The sequence below is a fragment of the Acinetobacter sp. ABJ-A23_2 genome (genome assembly GCF_044538765.1).
GTDB lineage: Bacteria > Pseudomonadota > Gammaproteobacteria > Pseudomonadales > Moraxellaceae > Acinetobacter > Acinetobacter nosocomialis_A.
Genome location: NZ_JBIUCP010000048.1, coordinates 1 through 12,785, shown reverse-complemented (window position 1 = coordinate 12,785; position 12,785 = coordinate 1). Strand labels below are relative to the sequence as shown.

Annotated in this window: 13 protein-coding genes; 9 read left to right on the top strand and 4 right to left on the bottom strand. The window is 39.0% G+C overall.

What is annotated here, in order from left to right:
• Positions 1–37 precede the first annotated feature (37 nt).
• From ACH63V_RS14985 to surE, 3 genes are all read right to left on the bottom strand, one after another.
• The gene (locus tag ACH63V_RS14985) at positions 38–967 is read right to left on the bottom strand and encodes a LysR family transcriptional regulator (protein ID WP_263614299.1); all 930 of its coding nucleotides are present in this window, start codon (positions 965–967) and stop codon (positions 38–40) included.
• A gap of 101 nt (positions 968–1,068) precedes the next feature.
• The gene (locus ACH63V_RS14980) at positions 1,069–1,911 is read right to left on the bottom strand and encodes a peptidoglycan DD-metalloendopeptidase family protein (RefSeq protein ID WP_396463936.1); all 843 of its coding nucleotides are present in this window, start codon (positions 1,909–1,911) and stop codon (positions 1,069–1,071) included.
• Between the two features lie 114 nt (positions 1,912–2,025).
• Positions 2,026–2,793, bottom strand: a complete 768-nt coding sequence (gene surE, locus ACH63V_RS14975) for a 5'/3'-nucleotidase SurE (protein WP_174724179.1) — start codon at positions 2,791–2,793, stop codon at positions 2,026–2,028.
• A gap of 102 nt (positions 2,794–2,895) precedes the next feature.
• On the opposite strand from surE, the gene ACH63V_RS14970 reads away from it, so the two are divergent.
• The 9 genes from ACH63V_RS14970 (at position 2,896) to ACH63V_RS14930 (ending at position 10,409) form a co-directional block, all read left to right on the top strand.
• Positions 2,896–3,267 carry an MCR_0457 family protein gene (locus ACH63V_RS14970; RefSeq protein ID WP_263614301.1) on the top strand — a complete coding sequence of 124 codons (372 nt, stop codon included), beginning with the start codon at positions 2,896–2,898 and terminating at the stop codon, positions 3,265–3,267.
• Positions 3,268–3,414: 147 nt separating this feature from the next.
• A complete protein-coding gene (locus ACH63V_RS14965) occupies positions 3,415–3,837 on the top strand; it encodes an MCR_0457 family protein (protein WP_263614302.1) in 423 nt (140 codons plus the stop codon).
• Positions 3,838–3,963: 126 nt separating this feature from the next.
• Complete coding sequence (gene dacC / locus ACH63V_RS14960) at positions 3,964–5,112, top strand: D-alanyl-D-alanine carboxypeptidase PBP5/6 (RefSeq protein WP_174722975.1); 1,149 nt, start codon at positions 3,964–3,966, stop codon at positions 5,110–5,112.
• Between the two features lie 89 nt (positions 5,113–5,201).
• Positions 5,202–5,747: a gamma carbonic anhydrase family protein gene (locus ACH63V_RS14955; RefSeq protein WP_004707665.1), complete on the top strand. Its 546-nt coding sequence runs from the start codon at positions 5,202–5,204 to the stop codon at positions 5,745–5,747.
• Positions 5,748–5,867: 120 nt separating this feature from the next.
• Positions 5,868–6,356 (top strand): NUDIX hydrolase, encoded by a 489-nt coding sequence (locus ACH63V_RS14950; RefSeq protein ID WP_174743664.1) that lies wholly within the window; start codon positions 5,868–5,870, stop codon positions 6,354–6,356.
• 4 nt (positions 6,357–6,360) lie between these two features.
• Positions 6,361–7,494, top strand: a complete 1,134-nt coding sequence (gene mnmA / locus ACH63V_RS14945; protein ID WP_343569184.1) for a tRNA 2-thiouridine(34) synthase MnmA — start codon at positions 6,361–6,363, stop codon at positions 7,492–7,494.
• A gap of 13 nt (positions 7,495–7,507) precedes the next feature.
• Entirely contained in the window at positions 7,508–8,242 is a 735-nt protein-coding gene (gene hflD / locus ACH63V_RS14940; RefSeq protein ID WP_000229973.1) for a high frequency lysogenization protein HflD, read from the top strand.
• 54 nt (positions 8,243–8,296) lie between these two features.
• A complete protein-coding gene (gene purB / locus ACH63V_RS14935; protein ID WP_002052704.1) occupies positions 8,297–9,685 on the top strand; it encodes an adenylosuccinate lyase in 1,389 nt (462 codons plus the stop codon).
• Between the two features lie 82 nt (positions 9,686–9,767).
• Positions 9,768–10,409: a DUF2238 domain-containing protein gene (locus ACH63V_RS14930; RefSeq protein WP_396463935.1), complete on the top strand. Its 642-nt coding sequence runs from the start codon at positions 9,768–9,770 to the stop codon at positions 10,407–10,409.
• Positions 10,410–10,456: 47 nt separating this feature from the next.
• On the opposite strand, the gene blp2 is transcribed toward ACH63V_RS14930, so the two are convergent.
• Complete coding sequence (gene blp2 / locus ACH63V_RS14925) at positions 10,457–12,640, bottom strand: Ig-like repeat protein Blp2 (protein ID WP_396463933.1); 2,184 nt, start codon at positions 12,638–12,640, stop codon at positions 10,457–10,459.
• Positions 12,641–12,785 lie beyond the last annotated feature (145 nt).

Genomic DNA, 12,785 nt, shown 5'->3' with positions numbered 1-12,785 from the left:
TTGTAATCACAAGCCCTTTTTTATGAATAAGATAAAATTAGCGAACAATTTGCATGGCTCTTCCGCCTGCCAATTGGCTAAAGTACTGTTTAAGCGCTTCAACACAACGTTGAATCTTCATTGGCTGTTGATCGTGTTTTGCGATCTCTGCATACAAAGTGAAAGCTGGAAGTTTCCAATCTGGAAGGATTTCAATTAAAGAACCAGCCTTAAGTTCTTTTTGAGCATCTAAATATAAGATTCTGGCAATGCCATGTCCCTGCTGACATAAGGCTTTAGCAACTTGCAAATTATTACTTTGCAAACGGCTTACCATCTCTATATGTAATTTTTCACCGGTTTTAGCATGTTGGAAACTAAAACTGCGTGATTCATTCATTGCATTGATAGAAAGCAATTCATGGTTGTTTAAATCATTCGGATGCAAAATCGGGCTTGATTGATTGAGATAGCTGGGAGAGGCTACCAAAATCTGATCAACAAAAGCCATAGGAACTACAGTACTACTCTCTTCTACTGGTGTAGAACTCATACGCACTGCAATATCAATTCGCTCTTCAATTAGGTCGATATAACGATGCCCCACTTCAAAATGAACAGATAAACCACGATGGGCAGACATCCAGTGAGATAACGCAGGAATAATGTGCTGAACTGCTAAATCTGGTGTAGTTGCTATACGCAAATCACCAATCAAATCATCTCGCAATTCATTGATTCTGATTTTGCCTCTTTCTGCTGCCGCCAACATTTCTTGGCAACTTGAGAAAAAAGCCTGTCCAGCCTCTGTCAAACTAAGTTTTCGAGTAGAACGGTGTAATAAAATTACATCCATTTCATTTTCAAGAGAACGTATTTGCTGACTTACAGCACTTGTTGTAATGCCTAATTCACGTGCCGCACCACTAAATGAACTTTTTTCAACCACACAAGCAAAAACACCCATCGCACGAAGCTGATCTAACATAGGTTTCCTCAAATCTAATTCTAAATTTATAAAAAATGCTTATTGTTGTAATGAAAGCAACCAATTGCATTATACGAGGAAACCTATATTTATTGCATTAGCTAATTTGGTAAAAGATTTGCTGGATTGATTGGTTTACCGTCAAGGCGAATTTGGAACTCAAGCATGACACGAGAAGCCCCTGAAGACCCCATCTCAGCAATCTTTTGGCCCGCGGTTACATTATCTCCACTCTTCACCATCATCTTGCTATTGTGGGCATACGCACTGATATAACCATCAATATGTTTAATCAAAACGAGATTACCATATTCTTTTAAACCATCGGCTGCGTATACAACTTGACCATCAGCCGCAGCATAAATCGGGTCACCTTGGTTACCACCGTAACGGATTCCTTTGACATTATTCGCCAAATTAAATCCTTGGATCACTGGACCACTATTTGGTTTCACCCAACGCAAGCTTGAACTTGGAACAGAAACACCCACTGTAGTATTGGTGGTTGGTGCAACCGTTCTTGACGGCGGTGTAGTCACCGTTGTTTTTGGTGGAGTTGGGGTGGTTGTCGGTAATGCAATAGTTTGACGCTTAATTGGTTCTTGTTGCGCCATGACTTGTGTCGACACGGTTTTTGGTGAAGAAGATTTCTTCAATCGTAGTGATTGATTGACATAAATGCGATATGGCGGAGCAATATCATTCATCTCTGCAACACTGAGGTAGTCCAAACCATAACGCATTGCAATACCACTTAAAGTATCACCTGAACGGACGGTGTAATAGTTAGGAGCCATTGAATAGCGAGAACTATTATTAATTTGTGGTTTAGAAGCACACCCTGCCATTGCAACAGTAAAACCTACAGCTACAGACAACATCATAATTTTCATTATATTGTCTCTTTGAATATGCGATCTGCTTTGTTGCCCAGTTAAATGCATCGATCTCCCTCACTAAATGCTACAAATCATTTCGGCTAAGAGTACCAAAAAAGTAAGAGGAAACATGTTCCTCTTTTTCTTTATTCACAAAGTTATAACATTTGGCCCAGATTATTAGCCCAGACTTGCCTGCAAATCTTCTAAAACCGCATAGTTTGTTGCATCCATCTGAATTGGGGTTACGCTTACAAAACCGTTTGCAACCGCAAAAAAGTCAGACTGAACTTGGCTGGCAATACGCTGTGGGTCCGTAACCGCTTCACCTGCTAGACCAATCCAGTAAACCTGTCTTCCTCTTGGGTCGACATGACTTGTGATTGGCTTAGACTGAGCACGGCGGCCTTGGTAAGTAATTTGAGTCCCTTTAAGCTGTGGCACATCCGGGATATTAATATTAAAAATATGTCGCGGCGGTAGCGCAGGTAAACCTTTGGCAATAAAGTCATGCACCCACTTGGCTGCTTGAGCATAATCATCTTTATGGTTGTATGAACGTACATCCGATCCAGCCAAAGAAACCGCAATTGCTGGCTGTTTCATTAAGCGTCCTTCAAATGCAGCGCCGACTGTTCCTGAGTACAGAACGTCATCACCTAAGTTTGCGCCACTGTTGATTCCACTCACCACCAAATCAAATTCGAAATCGAATAATCCATTCATAGATAAATAGACGCAATCGGCTGGTGTTCCATTGACTGCCCATACATCTTCAGCAATTTGAATAGGACGTAAAGGACGATCTAGTGTTAACGCACTCGAAAATCCACTTCTTTCACTTTCTGGAGCTACCACGACAACACGGCCTAGTGGTTTTAACGCTTCAGCTAAAGCTTGTATACCTGGTGCAAATACACCGTCATCATTCGCAATTAGAATATTCACAAAAAATCTTTCTCGACAAATAAACCTGAAGGTTTTCTCAATTGAATTATTTGTTGAATTATATATATTTATGCCTCCATAGCATTATAAAATTGTGAAAAAATGAAAACTTTCGCTCCTTTTTTTCAAGTATTGGGGATCAGTATCACATTGTGTACGCAAACGGTTTTTGCTGATGAGGGTATCTCGACACAAGAAGCTGACAGCTTAATTAAAGATGACATTGCATCTACTCAAGTTTTACAAGAAATTTGCCCTACTTTTGTTGGCGCAAATAAAAATCTTGAAACCAATACTAAAAAGATTATTGCGATGTACCTCGGCGGTTATTCCAATAAAGCAATTACCTTCTCTGCACTGCAAAATGATGCAGAGTATAAAACTTTATTAAATGAAGCTCGCCAAGCTGCAAAAGAAATGGATCATCATGAGCAACATGAACTTTGTGAAGAAGTTGTAAATTACAAAGACTAAGCTTAATTCGTTCAATACGCTTTTCTTTGGAGGGTTTTCTGTTTATGTAAAGCAGAAAACCTACATAACAATACATTTTTTCCATTTTTTTAGCGTTTAAATTGTTTAAGCTATCGGCATATTTCAAATTTTTGTTTCAGGTTATCCATGTTTATGAAAAAAAGCTTAGTTCAATCACTTTCTGTTGTTTTACTTATGACAATGGCAACAGTGGGTTATGCTGCTGACAAGAAAAAAACAGCTGAAAAGAAAACTGAAAATGAAAATGTTGTTGAAGTTACACCGACCAAAGGTACTACACCGGAAGAATTAGCAGCAATTCAAGTACTTTCTGAAATTTGTCCAAGTTTGATTGGTAAAAAAGATGCAGAATTTGCTCAAGGTTATGAGCGTCTTGTAAAAGATTATTTACCAAATGAAGCAGATCCAGTTGCCGCTTTAGAAAAACGTACTAAAGACAAAAGTTTCAAGAAAGTCTTAAAAGAAGCACGTAATGATGCAAAAGCTGCTGGTAACGAGCAAAATACGTTAGTTTGTCAAGACGTAAAAGCTTATCAATCGCAAAACTAAATTAGTTAAAAACTCTCTAGTTACAATACTGTTTGAAAAAGCCGACTTCCCCCATAGAAGTCGGCTTTGCTTTGTCCTAAAATGCTAGGCTCTTCTGCTTCACACAAGATATTGGAATTACCTAGAATGACTCGAAAAAGCGCTATTGCTGCACTCCTCCTCTTACCAAGTTTTTCTTATGCAGCAACTGTCTTATCAGCTCCGCCAGAATTAAATAATAAGTCTTATGTATTAATGGATTACGAGACAGGACAAATTCTCGCTTCTAAAAATGAAAATGAAAAGCTTGCTCCTGCTTCTATGACTAAAATGATGACAAGCTACATCATTGAACAAAAATTATTAAAAGGTGAACTTACCGAGAACGAGAAGGTTCGTATGAACGAATCAGCTTGGTGTAAAGGAAGCAGCGCTGAATCATGTATGTATGTACCATTAAATGGCACAGCTACTGTTTTAGAAATGCTTCGAGGTATTATCATTCAGTCTGGTAATGATGCATCAAAAGCAATGGCTGAACACATTGCCGGAAATGAAGGTACTTTTGCTCACCTTATGAATCAGGAAGCAAAACGTATTGGTATGACAAATACCCAATTTATGAACTCTACAGGCTTACCTGCTGAAGGTCATTATTCAACTGCAAAAGATATGGCAGTTTTAGCTCAGCATATTATTAAAGATAGCTCAAGATACTATCCAATTTACTCTGAGAAAGAATTTACATTTAACGGTATCAAGCAAGGTAACCGTAATGCTTTACTTTACACTGACCCAAGTGTTGATGGTTTAAAAACAGGCCATACAGATGAAGCTGGTTATTGCTTAACGACTTCGAGTAAACGTGGTCCAATGCGTTTAATCTCAGTGATTTTTGGTACCGACAGCGTTAATGAACGTGCTAATCAAACTCGCTCATTGTTGTCTTGGGGCTTTGCAAACTTTGAAACTGCAAATGTTCAACCTGCAAACCAAGTTCTTGCAAAAGCGAAAGTATGGTTCGGTAAAGAAAATGAAGTTCAAATTGGTTTAGCCGAGAACTTTAACGTTACTATGCCTAAAGGCAAAGCAGGCGGTATTAAGACTCAATTAGTTGTACAACCAAACCTTAATGCTCCGCTACAAAAAGGCCAAGTGGTGGGTAAACTTGTTGCAAGTTTAGATGGCAAAGTCATTGCTGAAAAACCTCTTGTTGCATTAAAACCAGTTGAAGAAGCAAGTTTCTTCGCACGTATGATTGACCATATCAAACAATTCTTCAGCAACTTATTCTAAGTTTAGAGTAGTTGGATTAAGCACTCATGCTATTAGCTTGAGTGCTTTTTTATTTTATAATTCGATTAAATTTTATTTTGATGCTTCTCATGACAAAAAACATCCGTCCTTATTTAGATCATCATCCACAAATTGATCCAAGCTGTTACATTGATGAAATGTCAGTGGTTGTTGGTGATGTTAAATTGGCCGAAAATGTTTCGGTTTGGCCTTTTGCAGTCATTCGCGGAGATGTAAATAGTATTCAAATTGGTAAAAACAGTAATGTACAAGACCACTGTATGTTACATGTGAGCCATAAAAATGATGCAAAACCGAATGGTTCACCTCTTATTATTGGTGAAGACGTAACAGTAGGTCATCATGTTACTTTACATGGCTGTACGATTGGCAACCGAGTTTTGGTCGGGATCAATACGGTTATTTTAGATGATGTCGTTATTGAAGATGATGTAATGATTGGTGCGGGCAGTTTAGTTCCACCTCGTAAAGTCTTAAAAAGTGGTTATCTATATGTTGGAAGCCCTGTACAGCAAGTACGTCCTCTAACTGAAAAAGAATTGGCATTTTTACCTTATTCAGCAAGACATTATGTAAAAGTGCAAAATAACCATAAAGATAACCAAACAAATTAAAAACGTAGTTAGTTTTTCAAACGATAGAGTTTTTAGAGTGCTCTATCGTTTGTAAGATCACCGTAGCCAAAAACCCCTAAATTTCGTATCATACGACTTTTAAATTCATGGTGCTTTTTTATGGCCGCATGGACTCCTCATGTCACTGTCGCTACAGTCGTAGAAAAAGATGGACGCTATCTTTTTGTCGAAGAACATAGCGAAGGTTTTGTACACACTGTGTTTAATCAACCTGCTGGTCATGTGGAATGTGGTGAAACGCTAACAGAAGCTGCTATTCGTGAAACACTTGAAGAAACGGGTCATCATGTTGAGATAGATGCCTTACTTGGTATTTATACATATACCCCACCCATGTTTCCGGACCGTACTTACTACCGCTTCTGCTTTTTAGCACATGTCACTCACGTCGAAAGCGACCCTAAACTTGATACAGGTATTGTTTCTGCTGTCTGGATGACTCTAGATGAGCTTCAAGAATCTGCCCGTGCTCGTAGTCCTTTAGTCATTAAAGCCATTGAAGATGCTATAAAAGGCCACCATTATCCTTTAGCTCTTATTTATGAGCACCCTTTCTCTCCCTCATTAACTTCTCATTTGGATGCCTAGTCCTATGCAACAACGTGTCATCGTCGGTATGTCTGGTGGCGTAGATTCATCTGTTTCTGCGGCACTCTTACTTCAACAGGGTTATCAAGTTGAAGGTCTTTTCATGAAAAACTGGGAGGAAGATGACGGCACGGAATACTGTACAGCAATGGAAGATTTAGCCGATGCTCAAGCAGTAGCTGATAAAATCGGTATTAAACTCCATACCGCAAACTTTGCTATGGAATATTGGGATCGTGTATTTGAACTTTTCCTAGCTGAATATGCAGCAGGCCGTACCCCAAACCCAGATATCTTATGTAATAAAGAAATTAAGTTCCGTGCATTTTTAGACCATGCTATGACTTTAGGTGCAGATTTTATTGCAACAGGTCACTATGCTCGTCGTGCTGAAACTGCTTATAACTCTAAAGGTGAAGCATATGCACCTTTATTACGTGGTTTAGATAACAATAAAGACCAAACCTATTTTTTACATGCAGTGCATGGGCGTGAAATTAATAAAACCCTCTTCCCTGTAGGCGAAATTGAAAAACCAGAAGTTCGTAGAATTGCCGAAGAACTGGACTTAGCAACTGCGAAGAAAAAAGATTCAACTGGTATATGTTTTATCGGTGAACGCCGTTTTAATGACTTCCTTAAACAATATTTACCCGCTCAACCAGGTAAAATTGTATTGGATAACGGTAAAGAAGTTGGTGAACATCACGGTCTGATGTACTATACGCTCGGTCAGCGTGGTGGTATTGGTCTAGGCGGTATGAAAGGTGCAGCAGAAGGTGCATGGTTTGTACTTCATAAAGACGTAGCCAATAACCGTTTAGTTGTAGGCCAAGGACATGAACACCCACTGATGCAAAGTACACAGCTTTGGAGTGAGTCCATTGACTGGGTAGCAGGTGAACAACATATTCCGGCTGAAGGATTACGTTGTACCGCTAAAACACGCTATCGCCAGCCTGATCAGGCTTGCACAGTGTTTATTGATGAAAATAGTGAACACGGTATTCGTGTTGAGTTTGATGAACCTCAACGCGCAGTTACACCAGGTCAAAGTGTTGTATTTTATTCAGATGAAGTTTGCCTAGGCGGGGGTGTGATTCACCATACAAATGCCCCTACACCAAATTTTATTTAAGGGAATGAGTGGCATGGTGGAGTTACCCTTTCAACAATCACAAGCCTTGAATGTTCGCCAAAACCGTGCCCTTGCTTTAGCTGGGGTATTCCAAGCGACCCAGCTTACACATATGACTGCTATGACAGGTCAGCAAAGTATTGGTGAAAGTGGTAACTTCTATTTTGAGTTATTAATAAAGGCGAGTTTAAATATTCGCCCTACAACAAACAATAATACCGTTCAGACATTAGATTTTTTTAATCAACTGGCTGATATTTCGTTAGGTCTTAAAACACTCGAAAATTGTATTACTCAGCCCTTTACCAATGCGCCTAAGTCTCGTTTACCAAAAATGCGTAGTGCAAAGCTTCCTATGTCTTACGCGATGTCACTTTTGCAATTAGAAAAGAAGGTCTATAGCAATCCTGAATATGTGGCGATTATTGAAAAAGCGCAGCAGAAGATTTTAAAACAGCTTTCTTTTTTTGATAATAACTATTTACACCCAAGTATTTTAGCCAATTTGGCGCAAACCTATGTTGATACTGCCGGGCAAATTAATCCACGCATTCTTGTTCGTGGTAATGCTGAGGCATTTAAAGATACCAACCATACCAACCGTATTCGTGCTTGTCTGTTTACAGGGCTACAAATGGCTCATTTATGGCGACAACTCGGCGGTAGTTCATGGAACATGATTTTTAGCAAACGTAAATTGCTACAGGATATTCAAGCACTTGCTCGCTTACAGTACCAAGTTATCTAAGTCTGTAACGAGATTATTTTTGTTTTATGTTTATTCCAGCATTAAGGAATCGTTATGAACGCTTTAACCGCACTATCACCATTAGATGGACGTTATGCCAGCAAATGTGATGCGCTACGCCCTTTTCTTTCTGAGTTTGGTTTAATTCATGCTCGTGTCACTGTAGAAGTGCGTTGGTTACAAGCGCTTTCTAACCGTCCAGAAATTATTGAAGTTGCTCCTTTCTCAGCTGAAACAAATGCAGCTCTAGATGCAATCGTAAGCAACTTCTCTGAAGAAGATGCGAATCGCATTAAAGAAATTGAGCGTACAACTAACCATGACGTAAAAGCAGTTGAATATTTCTTGAAAGAGAAAATTGCTGGTATTGCTGAATTACAAAATGCGGGTGAGTTCATTCACTTTGCTTGTACATCAGAAGACATCAACAACTTGTCTCATGCGCTTATGCTTAAAAACGGTCGTGAAGTTTTAGTATCAAGCATGAAGCAAATTTTAAATGCAATTTCTGCTTTAGCAACGACTCATGCTGAACAACCGATGTTGTCTCGTACACATGGTCAAACTGCTAGCCCAACAACTTTGGGTAAAGAAATGGCAAACGTTGCATATCGTTTAGCTCGCCAAATCAAGCAATTTGAAAATGTTGAGTTACTCGGCAAAATCAATGGTGCAGTAGGTAACTACAATGCTCACCTTTCTGCTTACCCAGATGTTGATTGGCCAGCGCACTCACAAGCTTTTGTTGAATCTTTAGGTTTAACATTTAACCCATATACAACTCAAATTGAGCCACATGACTACATGGCTGAGTTGTTTGATGCATTACGTCGTTACAATACAATTTTGATCGACTTTAACCGTGACGTATGGGGTTATATCTCTTTAGGTTACTTCAAACAAAAACTTAAAGAAGGTGAAGTTGGTTCTTCAACTATGCCACACAAAGTAAACCCAATTGACTTTGAAAACTCTGAAGGTAACTTAGGCATTGCAAATGCAGTGTTGGCTCACTTAGGCGAAAAATTACCAATTTCTCGCTGGCAGCGTGACTTAACTGACTCAACTGTACTTCGTAACATGGGTGTTGGTTTTGCTCAAAGCTTAATTGCTTTTGATGCGTGCTTAAAAGGTATTGGTAAACTTGAACTCAATGCAAACCGCTTAAATGAAGACCTTGACCAAGCTCAAGAAGTTCTTGCAGAACCAATTCAAACAGTTATGCGTCGTTATAACGTTGAAAAACCATACGAGAAGTTAAAAGCTTTAACTCGTGGTCAAGCAATGACTCGTGACATGATGGTTGACTTCGTGAATGGTAATGAACTTGCTCAAGTACCAAGCGAAGAGCGTGCTCGTTTAGCTGAGCTTACACCTGCAACTTACACAGGTAACGCAGCTGAACAAGCAAAACAAATTAACGATTTAATTAGCAAAATCTAATTAAAAAAGTTATAAAAAGCGAAGCTTAGGCTTCGCTTTTTTATTACACTCATATAAATCAGAATAAAGACTTATTTATAAAATGATCGAAAAAGAATTCAAAGTTAAACACTATATTGCGCTTGGCCTGCTTTTTATTGCCATTATCATTTCAGGTATTCAACCACTTGAGTTTGAGGCTTATTTACTTCATCAAGCTGGCACTGTTTTTATGGTGATTCTGCTTTTTATTATTTTCAAAAAAATTGGACTCGATTTCTTAAGTTTTACTTTTTACCTACTATTTTTATTAATCCATATTATTGGCGCTCACTATCTCTACTCATACGTTCCGTATAATGACTGGATTCAACACATCTTTCATTTTAACTTAGATGAGTACATGGGCTGGTCTCGTAATATGTATGATCGTTTAGTTCATCTTGCCTATGGTGTTTTACTCTACCCTCTTATTTATCGTGTATTCCAAGTATGGTTACCCACTGCACGTCCTTTTTCTCTATTTTTACTTGTAGTCCAATTCGTGATGGCATCAAGTGTCTTTTATGAACTAATTGAATGGGCAATCGCAGTTGGGTTATCACCTGAACAAGCAGAAAACTATAATGGGCAACAAGGTGACATGTGGGATGCACATAAAGACATGTTACTCGCCACAATTGGCGCAATCCTCTATGGGCTTTTCGCCTTGGTAACAGCCCCCAAATTAGACAATAAACCGTAAATAAAAAGCGCTCATTGAGCGCTTTTTATTTGTTACCAAACGGCCTGTTAAACAAGCGGATAGGTTTGCTCTAAAATATTTTGCAAAGGTGAAGAAGTCGTATTTGGCAAAAGATGATCAAGATTTGTTGTCTGATCAATTGAAGTATTTACATCATTTTGCTCAGGAGTCTGAGTCGTTTTTAATGCTGTCGATGATAGAAGTTTTGAGACAGGATCTGATTCGTTTAAAGAAGAGCTTTTTAGCAAATCATCTACAGGAACAGTTTTCTGCTGACTAGTCGGCTCAGTTGTCGTAGTTTGCGCAACCTTTAAAGTATGTAACCCAACACTATCTGCCAAAGATGGAGCTTCTGTACTTAAAGTATTGACTGAAGCATCGGCCAGACTCGCGACCTTCGGTGCAACCACATAAAAAGTAAATGGAGAGCTTGCTTCACTGGTCAGCCCTGCTGCATCGGTTTGGGTTAAAGTAATGCTGTGCTTACCAAGAGTTAAATCTTTATCAAAAGTAAATGACCAAGATCTACCAGCCGTTACAGTCACCACCCCAATTGCAACACCATTATCATAAATCGTAAGTGTTGCATTTGCTTCACCTGAACCTGTAAGTTTTGGCCTAGCATCGTCAGTTTCCGAACCTGCCGCAATAACGCCTTTGATGTCACCTATATCATCTTCTACACTGTTTAAGATAGGTTTGGTCGGAGGTATAGTATCTTTTGTACCCACAATATCCAGACTTTCAGATCTATTTCCTGCACTATCAATCGCAGAAACAGCACCGTGGTTATTGTCAGTCAATGCTGGCGAAATAGTAATGGTAAATTTTCCATTCGCATCTGCTGTTCCAGTACCAATTACTTTACCAGTTGCATCTTTAATTTCAATTTTAGCATTGGCTTCCGCTGTACCAGTTACCGAAGTACCATCTGTATTAATTTGAGCCGTTGGTTTATCTGGTGCAATCGAGTCAAAACCTGGCTTAATTTCGACAGGCTTAGACGCATTACCGGCTGCATCTTCAACAACTACTGTCCCTTTTTGAGACTCTTTTAAAGCAGGTGAAAGCGTAATTTGAAATTCGCCTTGGGCATCCGCCATGCCAGTTCCAATGACATTGCCATCTGCATCTTTGATTTGAACTTTTGCATTGGCTTCAGTTTTACCATGAATTACCGACCCTTCTTTGTTGACTTCAACAAAAGGAGAAGCTGGTGGCACGGTGTCTTTACCCGCAATAATCTTAACTTCTTCAGATTTATTACCTGCAGCATCTTCAGCAATAACTTTACCGCCCGCCTCACCAGTTAATGGCGGAGTAAGTTTTAAAGAATAAATACCATCTTTATTTGCAAAAACAGAACCTAGTACTTTGCCAGTGGCATCATAAACTGTAATTTTTGCATTTGCCTCTGCTTTACCAGTCAATAATGAACCATCATCGCTCAATTGAGCCTGTGGAGTATCTGGAGGTATTGTATCTTTTGTACCTGTTACAACCGTAGCTTTAGAGCTATTTCCAGCCGCATCTTGGGCAATAACATTTAATTTGTCCCCATTCACTAGAGGCTTATCTAATTTAATCGTGTAGTTACCACTTGCATCTGCAACACCCGATGCGACTGTATTGCCTGCAGCATCTTTAAGATAGATTTTTGCATTTGCTTCAGTTTTACCAGTCACTGTCACGGTATCATCAGCAAGCGTAGCGGTAGGAGCAGCAGGTGCGATTAAATCAGGTGCACTTGCTGAGTCATCCTTATCATCTTTCTTAAAAGCCCAAAGATATAATCCTTCCACAGCTAGAACTGCTAGACCTGCTTTGAGTACATTACCCATCGAAAAACTTGGATCACCATCAACTGCCATAGTTGCAGCTGTTGAACTCGCACTGGCATAGCCCAAATCTGTAACGTGATTTAAGCCTTTATAATCGATCACTTTGCCTTGGGCATCGAATTGTGCTTCAACAAACTTCCCTTGTTCTGTTGGAAAAACAAGTGAATGCTCTGTTGTATTCGTTGCTTCATTAAAGAAATTTTCTAAGACAATGGTCTCTCCATTTTTTAAATGGATGACTAGGCGTCCACCCTGTTTTTCCATCGATGCAATATCTTTTTGACTTACACCAATTTGAATAATAGTAGGCTGGTTTAAAATTACTTTATTAAGCTGACCATCTTGCAGAACGTCCAAACCCTCTTTGGATGCCACAATTATTCTTGTCATTATTTCCTATCCTGAATTTCAGTTATATTTTTAAATGTGTAACTTTTTAAATGAAACATCTAAAAGCTATTTTATTGTTGCCTAAAATATCAAAATCACTTATCTATCACAATTCAATAAGTATATTTATCAACAATATTTTTTG

What these genes read in the sequence shown, in the direction of transcription:
- ACH63V_RS14985 (WP_263614299.1), bottom strand. Translation starts at nt 967, where the DNA reads ATGTTAGATCAGCTTCGTGCGATGGGTGTTTTTGCTTGTGTGGTTGAA.
- ACH63V_RS14980 (WP_396463936.1), bottom strand. Translation starts at nt 1,911, where the DNA reads ATGCATTTAACTGGGCAACAAAGCAGATCGCATATTCAAAGAGACAAT.
- ACH63V_RS14970 (WP_263614301.1), top strand. Translation starts at nt 2,896, where the DNA reads ATGAAAACTTTCGCTCCTTTTTTTCAAGTATTGGGGATCAGTATCACA.
- ACH63V_RS14965 (WP_263614302.1), top strand. Translation starts at nt 3,415, where the DNA reads ATGTTTATGAAAAAAAGCTTAGTTCAATCACTTTCTGTTGTTTTACTT.
- dacC (WP_174722975.1), top strand. Translation starts at nt 3,964, where the DNA reads ATGACTCGAAAAAGCGCTATTGCTGCACTCCTCCTCTTACCAAGTTTT.
- ACH63V_RS14955 (WP_004707665.1), top strand. Translation starts at nt 5,202, where the DNA reads ATGACAAAAAACATCCGTCCTTATTTAGATCATCATCCACAAATTGAT.
- ACH63V_RS14950 (WP_174743664.1), top strand. Translation starts at nt 5,868, where the DNA reads ATGGCCGCATGGACTCCTCATGTCACTGTCGCTACAGTCGTAGAAAAA.
- mnmA (WP_343569184.1), top strand. Translation starts at nt 6,361, where the DNA reads ATGCAACAACGTGTCATCGTCGGTATGTCTGGTGGCGTAGATTCATCT.
- hflD (WP_000229973.1), top strand. Translation starts at nt 7,508, where the DNA reads ATGGTGGAGTTACCCTTTCAACAATCACAAGCCTTGAATGTTCGCCAA.
- purB (WP_002052704.1), top strand. Translation starts at nt 8,297, where the DNA reads ATGAACGCTTTAACCGCACTATCACCATTAGATGGACGTTATGCCAGC.
- ACH63V_RS14930 (WP_396463935.1), top strand. Translation starts at nt 9,768, where the DNA reads ATGATCGAAAAAGAATTCAAAGTTAAACACTATATTGCGCTTGGCCTG.
- blp2 (WP_396463933.1), bottom strand. Translation starts at nt 12,640, where the DNA reads ATGACAAGAATAATTGTGGCATCCAAAGAGGGTTTGGACGTTCTGCAA.